Raw genomic sequence first — 17,428 nt, 5'->3', positions numbered from 1 at the left:
TGAACCCGTTCGATTGGAGGCATTTGGTGTCTTTCTCCCGTGAGCCGCAGAGCGGCGCGGCATCTGTGGTGTCCTACGGCATGCCTATGTCCCGGCACCGTTTGGCACGCGCGCCTTTTACCGAATCCCCTTTGAACTGGAGACTGATGATGACAGCGCGATATGGCGGCAGACTGGCTGCGATCGGTGCCACGGCTATGTTGACGGCGGCGGTTTTCATCCTGCCGGCCAAGGCGGCGGAGATCGATGCCAAGGCGGTCATCAAGACCTATTCCGACATCGCGCTGGCCAAGTACGAGGATTCGCTGACCACGGCGCAGGCGCTCGACAAGGCTGTCGACGCGCTGCTTGCCAACCCGTCGGCGGACACGCTGAATGCCGCCCGCGATGCCTGGAAGGCGTCGCGCGTGCCCTACCAGCAGACCGAGGTCTACCGCTTCGGCAACAAGATCGTCGACGACTGGGAAGGCAAGGTGAACTCCTGGCCGCTCGACGAAGGCCTGATCGACTACGTCGCCAAGAGCTACGGCACCGAGTCCGACGCCAACGCGCTCTACACCGCCAATGTCATCGCTAACAAGGACATCGAGATCGACGGCAAGAAGGTCGACGCCTCGAAGCTTTCGCCGGAGTTCCTCGCCGGCACGCTGCAGGAGGCCGGCGGCATCGAGGCCAATGTCGCCACCGGTTATCACGCCATCGAATTCCTGCTCTGGGGCCAGGATTTGCACGGCACCGGCCCGGGCGCCGGCGAGCGTCCGTACACCGACTACGACCTCAAGAACTGCACCGGCGGCAATTGCGATCGCCGGGCCGAGTATCTGAAGTCGGCCAGCGATCTTCTGGTCTCCGACCTGCAGGAGATGGTCGGCAACTGGAAGGAAGACGGCGCCGCCCGCAAGAACCTCGTCGATGGCCAGCCGAACACCGCTATCTCGGTGATCTTCACCGGCATCGGCTCGCTGTCCTACGGCGAACTGGCCGGGGAGCGCATGAAACTCGGCCTGCTGCTGCACGATCCCGAAGAGGAGCACGACTGCTTCTCGGATAATACCTACAACTCGCATCTCTATGACGCCATCGGCATCCGCGCCGCCTATCTCGCCAGCTACACGCGCATCGACGGCACCGTCGTTTCAGGCCCGTCGGTGCACGATATGGTCAAGGCGGCCGATCCGGCGATCGACAAGGAACTGTCCGACAAGCTCGATGTCTCGGTCGCCAAGATGGAGGCGATCAAGGCGCGGGAAGTGGCCGGCGAGGCCTACGACCAGCAGATCGCCGAGGGCAACACCGAAGGCAATGCTACCGTGCAGGCGGCAATCGACGCGCTGGTCGACCAGACCAAGTCGATCGAACGCGCCGTCGGCGCGCTGAAGCTGAACAACATAGCCTTCGAGGGGTCCGACAGCCTCGACGCACCGGACAAGGTGTTCAAGTAGCACCCCAACCAAGCCAAACGGCGCGGAGGGGCGCCGTCAGCCAGAGCCAATCCATGCTGATCTGCCATTGCAACATCATCACCGAAAAGGAGATTGAGCAGACGATCGTCGATCTGCTGGATCAGGACCCCTGGCAACTGATCGTGCCGGCGAAGGTCTATCACACGATGCAAAAGCGCGGTCGCTGTTGCGGCTGCTTCCCAAATGTGGTCGAAACGATCATTCGGGTCACCGAAAATTACCACACCCGTTCGGAGGCGAGCGGCGTGGACATCGTTTCACACCTGGATCGCGTCAGAGGCCTGCGCGTCCAATATGGGAGCAGAATCCATGAAAGGCGAACCGCAGATCATCGAGCGGCTTAACGAGGCTCTGTTCCTGGAGCTTGGCGCCGTCAATCAATACTGGGTGCATTTCCGCCTGCTCGAAGATTGGGGATATGCCAAGCTGGCAAAGAAGGAACGCGCCGAATCGATCGAGGAGATGCACCATGCCGACCGGCTGGTGGCCCGTATCATCTTCCTCGAAGGGCATCCCAATTTGCAGTCCGTGGCGCCGTTGCGCATCGGCCAGAACGTCAAGGAAGTGCTCGAATCCGATCTCGCCGGCGAATATGACGCACGCACCGCCTACAAGCGTTCGCGCGAGATCTGCAACGAAGCCGGCGACTACGTGACGATGAAGCTGTTCGAGGAATTGCTGGCGGATGAGGAAGGTCACATCGACTTCCTCGAGACGCAGCTCGACCTCCTTGCCTCGATCGGCGAGGAAAAATACGGCCAGCTCAACGCCGCATCGGCGGACGAGGCGGAATAGGACCATGCAGGAATGCGGCGCCCCATAGATATTCTGCGCCGCTTGCGGCGGGCCGCCGGCCCGCTGCTCCTCAAAAACCCGCGATATCAGGCCTTTCGCGGGCTTTCGGTTGTAACCCTGGCGGCAATTTTGGCCCCGGCCCTGGCCGGATCGTCGGAACCGGTCGGCCTCGCCACGAGCCGCACCGACCTGACGCCGAAGGACCAGGCCCGCGTCCTTGCAGTTACCAGGCCAACCCAGGATTTCTCCAAGCCCGAATCCTTCGAAACGATGCAAGGCGGCGCCGGCACGTCGCGCAAGCAGGTCGACCGCGACGCCTTCTCGCAACCCTCTGAAAACATTACCTTCGAGGAACAGGGCAATTTCAAGCTCGGCAATGCGCTTTTCCGCAAGAACTGGGTGTCGTCGCCATCCTCGACCCAGGCCTCGGACGGTCTCGGACCCCTGTTCAACGAGCGCGCCTGCCAGAATTGCCATTTGAAGGATGGCCGCGGCCGCCCGCCGGCCGCCGACAGCCGCACCACGTCGATGTTCCTGCGGCTAGCGCGCGATGCGAGCACGGCCGAGGAAAAGACCGAGATCGCCGCGCACAAGGTGCTGAACTTCCCCGATCCGGTCTACGGCGCGCAGTTGCAGGGACTGGCGGTGCCCGGCCTCAAGGGCGAAGGCCGCATGTATGTCGACTATCGCGAGGAAAAGGTCACGCTCGGCGACGGCAGCCTGGTTTGGCTGCGCAAGCCGAGCTATTCGGTCGACGGGCTTGGCTACGGCCCGCTTGACCCGCGCACCACGCTGTCGCCGCGCCTGACGCCGCCAATGATCGGCCTTGGCCTGATCGAGCAGATCGCGCCGGCCGACCTCCTTGCCCATGCCGATCCCGACGACCGCGACGGCATTTCCGGCATGCCCAACATGGTGCGTGACCTCAGCAGTGGGCAACTGACGCTTGGCCGCTTCGGTTGGAAGGCCCAGACCGCGTCGATCCGCCAGCAGGCGGCGGACGCCTTTGCCGGCGACATCGGCATTTCGACGCCGGAAGAGCCCAGTCACTGGGGCGATTGCACCGCAGCCGAAGAGGCCTGTTTGGCCATGCCCAATGGCGTGCAGAAGCGGCTCGGCCCGGTCGAGGCGCCACCACCGGTGATGGACCTCGTCACCTTCTATTCGCAGAACCTTGCGGTGCCGGCGCGGCGCGATGTCGGCGCACCCGCCGTGCTCGCCGGCAAGAAGCTGTTCTACGAGATGGGCTGCATTGCCTGTCATACGCCGAAATTCGTCACCATGCGCGGGAACAAGGCGCAGGCGTTCCAACTGATCTGGCCCTATTCCGACTTTCTGCTGCACGACATGGGGCCTGGCCTTGCCGACGGCCAGGCGGTGGGCGATGCCACGGGCAGTGAATGGCGCACCCCGCCGCTATGGGGCATCGGCCTGACAAAGACCGTCAACGGCAACGCTTTCTTCCTGCATGACGGGCGTGCGCGCACGCTTGCCGAAGCGATCCTGTGGCATGGTGGCGAGGGGCAGAAAGCGCGCGATCGCTTCGCCGCCGCCAATACGGCCGACCGCGATGCTCTCATCAAATTCCTGGAGTCATTCTGATGCTCAAGCGGGTTTTGCCTGTTCTACTCCTCCCATTGGCTCTGTTCGGTGCGTCCCCGGCATCGGCCTCGGTGAAAGCCTCCGACGTGATCCAAAGAGCGATCGACGGCTTTGTCCGCCCCGCCTATGCCAGCCTGCATGGCCATGCCGGCACCTTGGCGAAGGCCATGGACGCGCTCTGCCAGGCGCCGTCGCAGGGTAACCTCGATGCCGCGCATGCCGGATTCTCGGCCACGGTCGCAGCCTGGTCGTCGGCTGAAATCATCGGCTTCGGGCCAATCAAGGAGAACAACCGGCTGGAGCGCATGCTCTACTGGCCGGACCGAAAGAGCATCGGCCTGAAGCAGGTGCAGGCGGCGCTGGCCGGCAAGGATCCGACCGCCACCGATCCGGCGCAGCTGGCGGGCAAGAGTGTCGCGATGCAGGGATTAGGGGCGCTTGAGTTCGTGCTTTACGGCGACGGCGCCGAGACGCTCGTCGGCAAGGACGAGCCCTATCGCTGCGCCTATGGCGCGGCGATCGCCAAGAATATCGAGACCATGGCGGCCGATGTCGACGCCGCCTGGAAAAAACCGGACGGTTTTGCAGGCCTGTGGGCCAATCCCGGACCCGACAATGCGCTTTACCGCGACGGCACTGAAGCGGTGACCGAATTGGTCGGCGTGTTCATCAATGAACTCGAAATGGTGCGCGACGTGCGCCTCAAAGGTTTTCTCGGCGCCAAACCGCAGGGTGACAAGCCGAGGCAAGCGATCTACTGGCGCTCGCAAAACACCGGCCTTTCATTAGCCGGCAACCTCTCCGGCATTGATGCGCTGTTCCAGGCCTCGAAGCTCGGCGACGCGCTGCCCGAGGATAGCAGATGGATGGCGGAATCCATCCATATCCAGCTCATCAATGGCGTTGCCACTGCCAAATCCATCCAGGGTCGGATCGACAAGACGCTCGCCGATCCCGCGGAGCGCGGAAAACTCGAACATTTCGCGCTGATCACCTCCAGCCTGTCGGGCTTGATCGGCACCCGGCTAACCGCCGAGTTCGGCCTGACCGCCGGCTTTTCGTCACTGGACGGGGACTGACCAATGGTTGCGACACGCACGCCGCTGATGGACCGCCGCGATTTTCTCAGAGCTGCCGGCGCCGGCTTCGTCGCGTCAATGGCGCCGCGGGCCTGGGCGGACACGCTTGCCGCCGATGCCGTCTTTGCCACCGCCTTCGTCAAGCGCGACGGCAGCTTTGGCGCCGCTGTGTTGTCGGAAGCCGGAAAAGTATTGCATGCGATCGACCTGCCCGACCGTGGCCACGACGTCACCTTCGATCCGGTCTCGAAGCGCTCCGTGGTCTTCGCCCGGCAACCCGGCACCTTCGCCGTGGTCTTCGACCATGCCGGCCGCGAGCCGCCGCTGACCATCGCCAGCATCACCGGTCGGCATTTCTTCGGCCACGGTGTGTTTTCCACCGACGGCGCGCTGCTTTACGTCACCGAAAACAATTTCGACAATGCCGCCGGCGTCGTCGGGATCTACGACGCACGGGCCAAGTTCAGCCGCATCGGCGAGTTTCCGACCTATGGCATGGGGCCGCACGAGCTCTTGCTGCTCGGAGACGGCCGGACGATCGCCATCGCCAATGGCGGCATCGAGACCCATCCCGACTATGGCCGCGCCGAACTCAACATCGCGACGATGAAGCCGTCCTATGTACTGGTCGATCGCACAACCGGCGATCTCATCGAAAAGCACGAACTGCCGCCGGCTCTGCACCAGCTGTCGATTCGCCACATGGATGCCGACCCCACAGGCACCGTCTGGTTCGGCTGCCAGTATCGCGGGCCAGGCACCGATCGCCCGCTGCTAATCGGCCGCGCCACGCGCGGCAAGGGGCTGCAGCTGCTCGACATGCCGCAGGACGTGCTATCCGGCTTCCGGAACTACATCGGCTCGGTCGCCGCCAACCCGATTGCCGGCACGGTCGCGGTGTCTTCGCCGGAAGGCAATTCGCTGGCCGTGATCGACGCCGCCAGCGGCAAGATCGTCGCCACCAAGGCGCTGGTCGAGGTCTGCGGCCTGGCGCCCGACGGCCCGGGCTTCATGGCAACCACGGGTGCCGGCGAAATCATCGAAGGCAGCGGCGCGACGCGCTCCGAGCCCGACTATGTCTGGGACAACCACATGCTGCGCATCGCGCCGGCGGCGTAAGTCGTCCGGCCTGCACCGAGCGAAGCCGCTTAACAATTTACGCGCTGGCTCTTGCGGCGGCGCGCCGTGGCGGGCAGAGGGAGACTGTTTTTCGAACCGGTCGCCCATGAAACTGCTCGCCATCGACTGTGCCGCCAATCTCTGCGCCGCTTGCGTCTATGACGCATCGGGCGGCAGAGAGCTCGGCCGCTCGGTACTCGATCTCGGCAAAGGCCACGCCGAACACCTGATGGCCGTCATTGACGAAGCGTTGAAAGCGGACGGCACCGATTATGCCGGCCTTGGCGCCGTTGCGGTCTCCATCGGTCCGGGTTCCTTCACCGGCCTGCGGGTGGGCGTCTCGGCGGCGCGCGGCCTGGCGCTGGCGCTGAAGATCCCGGCGATCGGGGTAACGACACTGGAGGCGCTGGCGGCCGAGGCGAGGGCGGCATTTCCGGGCCGCCCGATCCTGGCCGCTCTCGATGCAGGCCGCGAGGAGATCCATGCCGCGTTTTACGATGCGGAAGCGATTTTGCGCTATGGTCCGGCTGTGACCACACTTGCCCAAGCCGCGGGAATGGCGGCGGACAATCGTCCGGTGCTTGCCGGCACGGCCGCCGTGCAGATCGCAGCCGCGGCCGGTCGCGATTTCGATATCGGCCCGACGGCTGCCACCGCCGACATTGCCGTCTACGCCCGGCTCGCCGCTGCAAAAGGTGAGGGCGACAAGCCGAAGCCACTCTATCTGCGCGGCGCCGATGCCAAGCCGCAGGCCGGGTTCATCCTGTCGAGGCAGGAAAAGTGATGCGCATCCCTTTCCTCCAGCCGCGCCGCAGGGACTATGCGCTCGAGCCGCTGACCATCGCCGACAGCCCGGCAGCGTCGGTGCTGCATCGCGAGGATTTCGTCCGGCCCTGGACCGATGGCGAATTCGCCGCGTTGCTCCAACAGGAAACCGTGTTCGGCTATGCCGCGCGCGAAATCGGCCAGGGCGCCAAGCCGCCGGTCGGCTTCGTGCTGGCCAGGCTTGCAGCCGGCGAGGGCGAAATTCTGACCGTGGCGGTGGCGCGCTCGCATCGCCGCCAGGGGCTCGGCTGGCAGTTGATGGACGCGGTACTGCGCGAATTGCATGCGCAGCGCGCCGAGGCGCTGTTCCTTGAGGTCGACGAGACCAATGTCGCTGCCATCGCCCTTTACCGGCGGCTCGGCTTCCGCCAGGTCGGCCACCGCGCCAATTATTACCGCTCGACCGAACATGGTCCTACCGGCGCGCTTGTCATGCGCCGCGATCTTCGCTAGCCAAAGTTTTGGGGCAGGGCCAAGCTGCATGATCGGAAAAATCAGGATTTTCCTGGCGCTGAGCCTCGTTGTCGTCGGTTCGCTGGTCCTTGTGCCTTTGCAGCTGCTGTCGATGAAGACCGGAATCTGGCGCGAGACGGTCATTCTGAAGGTCTGGCACAGCCTCATCGTCCGGACGCTCGGCCTGCGCATCCATGTCAAAGGCGCACTGTCCAGTCAGCGCCCGCTGCTGGTCGCCTCGAACCATATCTCCTGGACCGACATCATGGTGCTCGGCTCTTTTGCCGATGTCACCTTCATCGCCCGGGCGGACATGGAGGGATGGCCGCTGATCGGCTGGCTGTCGAAACTGCAGCGTACGGTCTTCATCGAACGCGAACGCAAGCGGACAGCTGGCGACCAGGCCAGCGAGATCGCCAGCCGCATGGCCAAGGGCGACGCCATGGTGCTGTTTGCCGAGGGCTCTACCGGCGACGGCAACACCATCCTGCCGTTCAAGAGCACCTTGTTCGGCGCCGCCTCGATGGCGATTTCGGAAGGCGCGGCCGAGCAGGTCTTCATCCAGCCGCTGGCGATTGCCTACACGCGGGTGCACGGCGTGCCTCTCGGCCGCCGGCACCGGCCGCTCGCTGCCTGGATCGGCGATCAGGACCTGATGCCGCATCTCAAGGTGCTGATGGCCGAAGGCGCCATTGACGTCGAGGTGCATTTCGGCGAGCCCATCGCCTTTTCCAAGGGCTCGAACCGCAAGGAGACGTCGAGGATGATGGAAAGCCAGGTGCGCGCCATGATGCAGGCCGCGCTCGCCGATCCCCGACCGAGCCGCTAGCGCAGGCCGAGCGCCTACGAGACGATGCCCGAGAATCGTCTGTTTTTTGTCACGGAAAGGCGTTAGAAGCCGCCGGATGGATTTGAACACGATAGAGCGGAACGACCCCGACAGCGTCGCGCAAAACGCGGCTGCGGCATCCGCCCCGGCCAAAAAGGTCTTCGTCAAGACCTATGGCTGCCAGATGAATGTCTATGACTCACAGCGCATGACCGATGCGCTGGCCGCCGACGGCTACACCGCGACCGATGTCATCGCCGACGCCGATCTGGTGCTGCTCAACACCTGCCATATCAGGGAGAAGGCGGCGGAAAAGGTCTATTCCGAGCTCGGCCGCATCCGCGACATGAAGGCTGAACGCGCAGCAGTTGGGCGCGAAATGCTGATCGGCGTCGCCGGTTGCGTTGCGCAGGCCGAAGGCGCGGAAATCATCCGCCGTTCGCCTGCTGTCGATCTGGTCATCGGCCCGCAGACCTATCACCGGCTGCCCGATGTGCTGGCCCGGGTGCGCGGCGGCGAGAAGATCGTCGAGACCGAATACGCCATCGAGGACAAGTTCGAGCATCTGCCGCAGCCGAAGCGTGCCGAAATGATCAAGCGCGGCGTCACCGCCTTCCTCACGGTGCAGGAAGGCTGCGACAAATTCTGCACCTTCTGCGTCGTGCCCTATACCAGGGGCTCGGAAGTGTCGCGGCCGGTGGCGCAGATCGTCGCCGAAGCCGAGCGGCTGGCCGATGCCGGTGTGCGCGAGGTGACGCTGCTGGGGCAGAACGTCAATGCATGGCACGGCAAGGGTGAGGATGGCATGGAATGGGGGCTTGGTCGCCTGCTGTTCCGGCTGGCCGAAATTCCTGGCCTGGCGCGGCTGCGCTACACCACCAGCCATCCGCGCGACATGGACGACGAATTGATCGCTGCCCATCGCGATCTCCCGGCTTTGATGCCTTATCTGCACCTGCCGGTGCAATCCGGGTCAGACCGCATCCTCAAGGCGATGAACCGCAGGCACACGGCCAAGGACTATCTGGCGCTGCTCGAGCGCATCCGCGCTGCGCGCGGCGACATCGCGCTGTCCGGTGACTTCATCGTCGGCTTCCCCGGCGAAACCGAGGCGGATTTCGAGGCGACGATGGGTCTGGTGCGCCAGGTGAACTACGCCTCGGCCTTCTCGTTCAAATATTCGCCGCGTCCCGGCACGCCGGGCGCCGATATGCCCGATCACGTGCCGGAAGCGGTCAAGGATGAACGTTTGCAACAGCTGCAGGCATTGTTGCTCAAGCAGCAGCAGGATTTCGGCCTGGGCCTGGTCGGCAGCACCATCGACACGCTGATCGAGAAGCCCGGCCGTCAGGCCGGCCAGAAGGTCGGCCGCTCGCCCTGGCTGCAGCCGGTTATTGTTGATGAAAAGGCCGGCGAAATCGGTGACATTATCCGGGTGCGAATCACGAAGACGGGCTACAATAGCCTGTTCGCCGAGTTGGCTTGATGGCCTCGGCAGATGAGGAGAGACGGTTGAGCGCTGCTGAAGTGAAGACTCTGCCCCAGAACCAGACGTCCGGGGCCTCTGACATGGCGCACATCGTTCTGACTTTCGACAACAACAAGCTTGCCAGCGCCCTGTACGGCCAGTTCGACGAGAACCTGGCCCGGCTCGAGCAGAAGCTCGGCGTCGACATCCGCTCGCGCGGCAACCAGCTCACCATCAAGGGCTCGGCCTCGGCGGCCGAGCAGGCGCGCCGCGCGCTCGACAATCTCTACGGCATTCTCCAGAAGGGCACCGATATTGGCCAGTCCGACGTCGATGGCGCCGTGCGCATGGCGATTGCCGCCGACGACCAGCTGACGCTGCCGACGCTGGAACGCAAGGGCAAGGTTTCGGCCGCCCAGATCTCCACCCGCAAGAAGACGATCTATGCCCGTTCGCTCAACCAGGACGCCTATATGCGGGCGCTGGAGCGTTCGGAACTTGTCTTCGGCATTGGCCCCGCCGGCACCGGCAAGACCTATCTGGCGGTGGCGCATGCGGCGATGCTGCTCGAACGCGGCATGGTCGAGCGCATCATCCTGTCACGCCCAGCGGTCGAGGCCGGCGAGCGGCTGGGTTTTCTGCCCGGCGATATGAAGGAAAAGGTCGATCCGTACCTGCGGCCCCTCTATGACGCGCTCTACGACATGATGCCGGCCGACAAGGTCGAACGTGCTATCGCTGCCGAGGTCATCGAAATCGCGCCGCTGGCCTTCATGCGCGGCCGCACGCTGGCGCATGCCGCCGTCATCCTCGACGAGGCGCAGAACACCACGCCGATGCAGATGAAGATGTTTTTGACCCGCCTCGGCGAGAATTCGCGCATGATCGTCACCGGCGATCCGACGCAGATCGATCTGCCTCCAAGCACCAAGTCGGGCCTCGTCGAAGCCTTGCGTGTCCTTGACGGCGTGGCCGGCGCGGTAACCGTGCGCTTCAACGATGTCGACGTTGTGCGCCACCCGCTGGTGGCCGAAATCGTCAGGGCCTATGACCGCGACGCCAAGCTGGCACGCGGCCTCGGCGCCGAGAGCTGATGTGACGATGCGGGCTCATGCCTGAAGACATAAGACCTGGCGGCGGGGACAGTTCGGTTCCCGTCGAGATCGATATGTCGGTCGAGGCCGGCGACTGGCCCGATGAGGCGGCGCTGACGCGTCTGGTCGATCGCGCCGTGTCGGCTGCCTTTGCCGAAACCGCTGCTGCCGGTCCTTCCGAACTCAGCATCGTCTTTTCCAACGATGCCCATATCCGTACCCTCAATGCCGGCTGGCGCGGCAAGGACAAGGCGACCAACGTCTTGTCTTTCCCGGCTTTTCCGTTCCCCAGGGGTGGCAAGCTGCCGCCCATGCTGGGTGACATCGTGCTGGCCGCCGAGACGGTGGCGCGCGAAGCCGCCCTGGAAGACAAGCCCTTCGAGAACCATATCACCCATCTCGTCGTCCACGGCCTGCTGCATTTGCTGGGCTACGATCACGAGACCGATGCAGAGGCCGAGGAGATGGAAGCCATCGAGCGCTCGGCGCTCGCAAGGCTTGCCATTCCCGATCCCTACACGTAATGACAAAAGACCAATTGACCGGACGACGATGAACGACAAACCAGAAACTGCCGCCCGCCCCGAGGCTGGCAGTGCGACAAAGCCTTCCGATACGACGGAAGAGGGATCGAGTCCGAGTCCCAGTTCCGGCAGCCCTGCTTCTGGTAGCATTGCCAGCGAGCCATCGCCTGCCGGTCCGTCCCTGTTCGACCGCGTCTTGGGCCTTTTCAGGCAGCGGAACGGCACCAGCCTGCGCGAGGAAATCGCCGGCGCGCTTGCCGAAACGACCAGCGATGCCGGGTCTTTCTCGCCTGGCGAACGCGCCATGCTCAACAACATATTGCGCCTGCGCGAGGTACGCGTCGAGGACGTCATGGTGCCGCGCGCCGATATTGAGGCCGTCGAGATCACCACGACGTTGGGCGATCTGCTCGGTCTGTTCGAGCAGTCCGGCCATTCCCGCATGCCGGTCTATTCCGAGACGCTCGACGATCCGCGCGGCATGGTTCACATCCGCGACGTGCTGGCCCACATCACCAAGGTCGCCCGGGTCAAGAAGGGCAGAACATCCAGGAAGACGCCGGCAACGACGCTTCTCGACCTCGCCCAGGTCGATCTCGGCCGCACCATCGGCGACCTCAATCTGATCCGCCCGGTGCTTTTCGTGCCGCCCTCGATGCTTGCCTCCGACCTGATGGGCCATATGCAGACGACGCGAACCCAGATGGCGCTGGTCATCGACGAATATGGCGGCACCGATGGTCTCGCCTCGCTGGAAGACATCGTCGAGATGGTCGTCGGCGATATCGAGGACGAGCATGACGAGGACGAGCCGCTGATCACCCAGACCGGCGAGGGCGTATTCGTCGTCGACGGCAAGGCCGAGATCGACGAGGTCGCCAAGATGATCGGCGAGGACTTTACCGCCGGCGAGCATGGCGAGTATGTCGACACGATCGGCGGCATGATCTTCAACACGCTGGGCCGCGTGCCCGCGCGTGGTGAGGTTGTGCAAGCCATCCCCGGCTTCGAATTCCACGTGCTCGACGCCGATCCGCGCCGCGTCAAGCGGGTGCGCATCGTCCAGAACCAGAAGGGCGAGCGTCGCCGCCGCGTGACCGCCCCCCGCACCGAGCAGGCCTAGGACAGAACGTTGCCCGGCCGATGACGATCGACGATCCCTTCAAGCACTCAACCTTTGGCTCGGGTGTGTTCTACAAGGACCCGCGAGCCGCATTGAAATGGCTCGAAACGGCCTTCGGCTTCGAGCCGAGCATGGTGGTCAGCGACGCCGACGGACGGCTGGTCCATGCCGAAATGCGCTTTGGCGACGGCTACATCATCGTCGATTCCGAATGGGCCGATCATATTGCCAGTCCGGTAAGCGTCGGCGGCAAGAACACTCAGTCGGTCTGTGTGCATCTGAAAGACGGCCTGGACGTGCATTGTGAGCGGGCAATGGCGGCTGGAGCCCAAATCGTCGAGGAGCCTGCCGCCCATTTCTACGGCGAACGGCAGTATCGGGCGCGCGACCCCGAAGGCCATGTCTGGACCTTCACCCAGACCGTGCGCACCGTGCCGCGCGAGGAGGCCGAGCACCTGAGCGGGCTCACCATCGAGGGATGGCACCGATAGCGCAGCGATCGGCCGGTTCGCGTTTCAATAAATCTGATAAATCTTGGCTCCTGATTCGCGCGACTTGGGAAGTCTGTATGGAGCGCCTTGCCGGCCGGATAATTCTGCTTTGGGGCTGGCGACGCGCGCTGGTGGCGTTTCTTGCCGGGGCGCTGGCGGTGCTCGCCCAGGCGCCTTACGATTTCTTCGCCGTCTGTTTCGTCTCGTTTCCACTGCTGGTCTGGCTGCTCGACGGCGCCACCGGCGAGGCTTCCGACGGCTGGCTCAGGCGCCTGCGGCCGACTTTTGCCATCGGCTGGTGGTTCGGTTTCGGCTATTTCCTCGCCGGCCTGTGGTGGATCGGCGAGGCGCTTCTGGTCGAGGCCGACAGTTTCGCCTGGGCCTTACCCTTCGCGGTCGTCGGCATTCCTTTGGCGCTGGCATTTTTCTACGGCTTCGCCGCCGTCGTCGCGCGGCTGTTATGGACCAACGATATTGGCCGCGTTGCCGCCCTTGCCTTTGCTTTTGGCCTGACGGAATGGCTGCGCGGCTTCCTGTTCACCGGCTTTCCCTGGAATGCCGTCGGCTATGCGGCGATGCCCGTGCCGCTGTTGATGCAAAGCGTGTCGGTGACCGGCATGGTCGGCATGAACGCGCTGGCGGTCTTTGTCTTCGCCATGCCGGCCTTGCTTGCAGCACGCCGGCATGTCCGTCTCGGTGTGGTCCTGCTTGCCATTCTCGTCGCCGCCCATGCTGGCTTCGGCTATTTCAGGCTCGCGACCCCCGACAAGCCGACAACCCGCACTCTCGATGTCCGTATCGTGCAACCGGATGTCGACCTCAGCGAAAAATGGGACGCCTCGGTGCGCGACCGCATCTTCGCCACGATGATGGGCCTGTCGGCCGCAGCGCCCGATCCCGGCCATAACAAACCGCAGTTGATCCTGTGGCCGGAGACCTCGGTACCCTTCCTGTTCACCGAGCGTCCGGACGCGCTGACCGCGGTCGGCGACATGCTGCAGCCTGGTCAGATGCTGATTGCCGGCGTCGTGCGCGAGGAGCGCGGATCCGGGGCGGATGCCGACAGCCGCTACTACAATTCGGTGGTGGCGATCGATGACAAGGGCGAAATCGCTGATGCCGTCGACAAGGTCCATCTGGTCCCGTTCGGCGAGTATCTGCCGTTTTCCGGTCTGCTCAGCCGCTTCGGCATCGGACAGCTCGTCGCCGGGCCGATGAATTTCGCCGCCGGCAACGAGCGCCATCCGATCGCTTTGCCCGGCGGCATCAGCGCCTTGCCGTTTATTTGCTACGAGGTGATCTTTCCTGATCTTGTGGCTGTTGACGCAACGTCATCCCAGCTTATTGTGAACGTCACCAACGACGCATGGTTCGGCGACACGCCTGGGCCGTACCAGCATTTCAGGCAGGCTCAGATTCGCGCGGTGGAAAACGGATTGCCGCTGTTGCGCGCCGCCAACAACGGCATTTCCGCCGTTGTCGATACGCGGGGACGCATCGTCGACGCATTGGCGGTCGATGCACGTGGCGCCATCGACGTGCGGGTGCCGATCTCCGGCCAAGCCTTCATCTCCGCCGCGGGGCGGCGCATTAACGGAATGCTGATCATGTTGGTGTTTGCCGCAATCGCCCTCAGCTTGAACGTAAGGCAACGGCTACGGGTGAATTGACAGTCGACACATTAGAAACTCATACTGTTACCGCCTAATTTTCTCGAAGTCGGTTGGTGTTTCTGTTGGGGCAGTTGGCTCCGGCTTCGTTTGGGCGAGAAAAATAGAAAAGGCCGGAAAAATTCGGCGAGGAAAAAATGACAGAAGAAAACAAGAAGAAACCGAATCCGATCGACATCCATGTCGGAAGTCGCGTCCGCCTTCGGCGCAATATGCTTGGAATGAGCCAGGAAAAGCTTGGTGAAAATCTCGGTATTACGTTTCAGCAGATCCAAAAATATGAAAAAGGAACGAACCGCGTCGGCGCCAGCCGTCTGCAGGCAATAGCCTCGATACTCAGCGTGCCTGTCGCCTTCTTTTTCGAGGATGCGCCAGGGCAGGAGCCGGTGGGTAATAGAGGATTTGCCGAGGACACTTCGATGGCTTTCGCCGTCGAATTCTGCGGCAGTCCGGAAGGGCTTCAGCTCAACCGCGCGTTCGTCAAGATCGCGGATGTGAAGGTGCGCCGCCGGATTATCGACCTTGTGAAGTCCCTTTCTGCCGAAGATGCCGAGTGATTCGGTGGGTCGATTGACCCATTGGCCCCAGTAATCCCCCGGGCCCGAGTAGCCCAGAGGCTCGACTGCCGGCGGCGCCAAGCCGCCGGTGGTACAAGATATATTGCTGCGGCACTCATGCCAGAACCGCGGCACCGCTTGACGAGCGGCGCCCGGCACCGTTAACACGTGGCGCGCCAAAATCGGCAGCCCTGCCGATCGTTTTTTCAAGAGGGGACACCCGTGACGCGGCAGAACTACTTCTTCACCTCGGAATCCGTGGCCGAGGGTCATCCCGATAAAGTCTGTGACCGCATCTCGGACGAGATCGTCGATCTGGTCTATCGCGAGGCCAAGAAGACCGGCATGGACCCGTGGAAAGTCCGCGTCGCCTGCGAGACGCTCGCAACCACCAACCGCGTCGTCATCGCCGGCGAAGTAAGGGTTCCCGATACTCTGCTGAAGCGGGACAAAGCCGGCAACATCCTCAAGGACGCCGCCGGGCATTCGGTCGTCAACCCGGCCAAGTTCAAGTCGGTCGCCCGCAAGGCGATCCGCGAAATCGGCTACGAGCAGGCCGGCTTCCACTGGAAGACGGCAAAGATCGAGGTTCTGCTGCACGGCCAGTCGCCCGACATCGGCCAGGGAGTCGACAACGCCGCCGACCGCCAGGGCGAAGAGGGTGCCGGCGACCAGGGCATCATGTTCGGCTATGCCTGCCGCGAGACCCCGGACCTGATGCCGGCGCCGATCTATTACAGCCACAAGATTCTCGAACTGCTCGCCGCTGCCCGTCACGAAAACAACGGCGAAGCCGGCAAGCTCGGACCCGACGCCAAGAGCCAGGTCACCGTTCGCTATGTCGATGGCAAAGCCGCCGAAGCGACGCAGATCGTGCTGTCGACGCAGCATCTCGACGCGACCTGGGATTCCAAGAAGGTCCGCAAGGTCGTTGAGCCTTACATCCGTGAGGCGCTCGGCGACCTCAAGATCGCCGACGATTGCATGTGGTACATCAACCCGACGGGCAAGTTCGTCATCGGTGGACCGGACGGCGACGCCGGCCTGACCGGCCGCAAGATCATCGTCGACACCTACGGTGGTGCTGCCCCGCACGGCGGCGGCGCCTTCTCCGGCAAGGACACCACCAAGGTCGACCGCTCCGCCGCCTATGCGGCGCGCTATCTCGCCAAAAATGTAGTGGCGGCCAAGCTCGCCGACCGCTGCACCATCCAGCTGTCCTACGCCATCGGCGTTGCCCAGCCGCTGTCGGTCTATGTCGACCTGCACGGCACCGGCAAGGTCGACGAGGCCAAGCTCGAGGAAGCGCTGCGCACGGTGATGGATTTGTCGCCATCCGGCATCCGCAGGCATCTCGACCTCAACAAGCCGATCTACGCAAAGACCTCGTCCTACGGCCATTTCGGCCGCAAGGCCGGCCGAGACGGGTCCTTCTCCTGGGAAAAGACCGATCTGGCCAAGGCGCTCAAGGACGCGATCGCTGCTTAGGCATGATTCCAAAAAGTGGTACCGGTTTTTTGGAAAAGATCATGCTCCAACAAAGGATTAGATTGAGAATGAGATTTCAGCCAAATCTCATCTCAATCTAAGCGCGGCGCGCGACCAGGCCATGGATCCACAGGACAGGCGGAGCCGCGCGACCGAAGGGTTCTTCGGCCGCCGGCACGGCAAGACCATTCGCCCGCAGCAGGCCGCGGCGCTGGAAAGCGGTCTTGGAGCGTATGGCCTCGACCTCTCCGTCCAGGCACCGGCAGAATTGCGCGCGCTATTCTCAGCGGATGTTTCAACGGTTCGGCTGGAAATCGGCTTCGGCGGCGGTGAGCATCTGCTGCACCGTGCCACGGAGGCACCGGCGACCGGCTTCATCGGTGTCGAGCCGTTCGTCAACGGCATGGCCAAGTTGATGATGGCGGTGCGGGAAAAGCCGCTTGCCAATCTTCGCGTTTATGACGACGACGCCACGCGCCTGCTCGATTGGTTGCCGCAGGCGTCGCTCGACGGCATCGATCTGCTCTACCCCGATCCCTGGCCGAAGAAAAAGCATTGGAAGCGGCGCTTTGTCAGCCCGCTCAACCTCGATCGGTTCGCGCGCGTGCTGAAGCCGGGCGGAAAATTCCGCTTCGCATCCGACATCGACACCTATGTGAACTGGACCTTGTTGCACTGTCGGGCGCATGGCGCGCTCCTCTGGCAGGTGCAAGATGGGGCCGACTGGCATCGGCCCTATGAAGGCTGGCCGGGCACACGCTACGAGGCAAAAGCCATTCGCGAGGGCCGACGGCCGGCCTATCTCACCTTCATCAGAAAATAGTTCGATGCGGGAAAGTGTCCCGCAT

At 63.5% G+C, this 17,428-nt stretch carries 18 protein-coding genes; all 18 read left to right on the top strand.

The window, feature by feature from the left end; all coding sequences use genetic code 11:
• Positions 1 to 149 precede the first annotated feature (149 nt).
• The 18 genes from NKJ80_RS00875 to trmB all read left to right on the top strand — a co-directional run bounded on the left by NKJ80_RS00875 (position 150) and on the right by trmB (position 17,403).
• Positions 150 to 1,442, top strand: coding sequence for an imelysin family protein (locus tag NKJ80_RS00875; RefSeq protein WP_352497093.1), 1,293 nt, complete (start codon positions 150 to 152; stop codon positions 1,440 to 1,442).
• A 53-nt stretch (positions 1,443 to 1,495) separates the two neighbouring features.
• Positions 1,496 to 1,807, top strand: a complete 312-nt coding sequence (locus NKJ80_RS00870; protein ID WP_023669536.1) for a (2Fe-2S)-binding protein — start codon at positions 1,496 to 1,498, stop codon at positions 1,805 to 1,807.
• Positions 1,773 to 2,258 carry a bacterioferritin gene (bfr, locus tag NKJ80_RS00865; protein ID WP_023669537.1) on the top strand — a complete coding sequence of 162 codons (486 nt, stop codon included), beginning with the start codon at positions 1,773 to 1,775 and terminating at the stop codon, positions 2,256 to 2,258. The genes NKJ80_RS00870 and bfr overlap by 35 nt, the downstream gene beginning before the upstream one ends.
• Before the next feature lie 12 nt (positions 2,259 to 2,270).
• Positions 2,271 to 3,860, top strand: a complete 1,590-nt coding sequence (locus NKJ80_RS00860) for a di-heme oxidoreductase family protein (RefSeq protein ID WP_352496877.1) — start codon at positions 2,271 to 2,273, stop codon at positions 3,858 to 3,860.
• Positions 3,860 to 4,939: an imelysin family protein gene (locus NKJ80_RS00855; protein ID WP_023682016.1), complete on the top strand. Its 1,080-nt coding sequence runs from the start codon at positions 3,860 to 3,862 to the stop codon at positions 4,937 to 4,939. The genes NKJ80_RS00860 and NKJ80_RS00855 overlap by 1 nt, the downstream gene beginning before the upstream one ends.
• 3 nt (positions 4,940 to 4,942) lie before the next feature.
• Positions 4,943 to 6,058, top strand: coding sequence for a DUF1513 domain-containing protein (locus tag NKJ80_RS00850; protein ID WP_352496876.1), 1,116 nt, complete (start codon positions 4,943 to 4,945; stop codon positions 6,056 to 6,058).
• A gap of 106 nt (positions 6,059 to 6,164) precedes the next feature.
• Positions 6,165 to 6,842, top strand: a complete 678-nt coding sequence (gene tsaB / locus NKJ80_RS00845) for a tRNA (adenosine(37)-N6)-threonylcarbamoyltransferase complex dimerization subunit type 1 TsaB (RefSeq protein ID WP_352459200.1) — start codon at positions 6,165 to 6,167, stop codon at positions 6,840 to 6,842.
• The gene (gene rimI / locus NKJ80_RS00840) at positions 6,842 to 7,336 is read left to right on the top strand and encodes a ribosomal protein S18-alanine N-acetyltransferase (RefSeq protein ID WP_352459199.1); all 495 of its coding nucleotides are present in this window, start codon (positions 6,842 to 6,844) and stop codon (positions 7,334 to 7,336) included. Before tsaB ends, rimI begins: the two co-directional genes overlap by 1 nt.
• Before the next feature lie 28 nt (positions 7,337 to 7,364).
• On the top strand, positions 7,365 to 8,165 hold the full coding sequence (gene olsA, locus NKJ80_RS00835; protein WP_023682014.1) for a lyso-ornithine lipid O-acyltransferase: 801 nt from the start codon (positions 7,365 to 7,367) through the stop codon (positions 8,163 to 8,165).
• Between the two features lie 76 nt (positions 8,166 to 8,241).
• Entirely contained in the window at positions 8,242 to 9,651 is a 1,410-nt protein-coding gene (gene miaB / locus NKJ80_RS00830; RefSeq protein WP_352459198.1) for a tRNA (N6-isopentenyl adenosine(37)-C2)-methylthiotransferase MiaB, read from the top strand.
• Positions 9,652 to 9,734: 83 nt separating this feature from the next.
• Complete coding sequence (locus tag NKJ80_RS00825; protein WP_027049340.1) at positions 9,735 to 10,727, top strand: PhoH family protein; 993 nt, start codon at positions 9,735 to 9,737, stop codon at positions 10,725 to 10,727.
• 17 nt (positions 10,728 to 10,744) lie between these two features.
• The gene (gene ybeY / locus NKJ80_RS00820) at positions 10,745 to 11,251 is read left to right on the top strand and encodes an rRNA maturation RNase YbeY (protein WP_023711440.1); all 507 of its coding nucleotides are present in this window, start codon (positions 10,745 to 10,747) and stop codon (positions 11,249 to 11,251) included.
• A gap of 28 nt (positions 11,252 to 11,279) precedes the next feature.
• On the top strand, positions 11,280 to 12,374 hold the full coding sequence (locus NKJ80_RS00815; protein ID WP_023682011.1) for a hemolysin family protein: 1,095 nt from the start codon (positions 11,280 to 11,282) through the stop codon (positions 12,372 to 12,374).
• Positions 12,375 to 12,394: 20 nt separating this feature from the next.
• Positions 12,395 to 12,865 carry a VOC family protein gene (locus tag NKJ80_RS00810; protein ID WP_023669548.1) on the top strand — a complete coding sequence of 157 codons (471 nt, stop codon included), beginning with the start codon at positions 12,395 to 12,397 and terminating at the stop codon, positions 12,863 to 12,865.
• Between the two features lie 77 nt (positions 12,866 to 12,942).
• A complete protein-coding gene (gene lnt / locus NKJ80_RS00805) occupies positions 12,943 to 14,535 on the top strand; it encodes an apolipoprotein N-acyltransferase (RefSeq protein ID WP_023669549.1) in 1,593 nt (530 codons plus the stop codon).
• A 137-nt stretch (positions 14,536 to 14,672) separates the two neighbouring features.
• Positions 14,673 to 15,092, top strand: a complete 420-nt coding sequence (locus tag NKJ80_RS00800; protein ID WP_023669550.1) for a helix-turn-helix domain-containing protein — start codon at positions 14,673 to 14,675, stop codon at positions 15,090 to 15,092.
• Positions 15,093 to 15,314: 222 nt separating this feature from the next.
• A complete protein-coding gene (gene metK, locus NKJ80_RS00795) occupies positions 15,315 to 16,580 on the top strand; it encodes a methionine adenosyltransferase (protein ID WP_023669551.1) in 1,266 nt (421 codons plus the stop codon).
• A gap of 121 nt (positions 16,581 to 16,701) precedes the next feature.
• Positions 16,702 to 17,403 (top strand): tRNA (guanine(46)-N(7))-methyltransferase TrmB, encoded by a 702-nt coding sequence (trmB, locus tag NKJ80_RS00790; RefSeq protein ID WP_023669552.1) that lies wholly within the window; start codon positions 16,702 to 16,704, stop codon positions 17,401 to 17,403.
• The last annotated feature ends 25 nt before the right edge of the window (positions 17,404 to 17,428 follow it).

This window comes from Mesorhizobium sp. M0030, assembly GCF_040323695.1.
In the GTDB taxonomy this organism is placed as follows: domain Bacteria; phylum Pseudomonadota; class Alphaproteobacteria; order Rhizobiales; family Rhizobiaceae; genus Mesorhizobium.
Note: the sequence above shows the minus strand (reverse complement) of the source record. Positions and strands in the feature narration are given on the sequence as shown.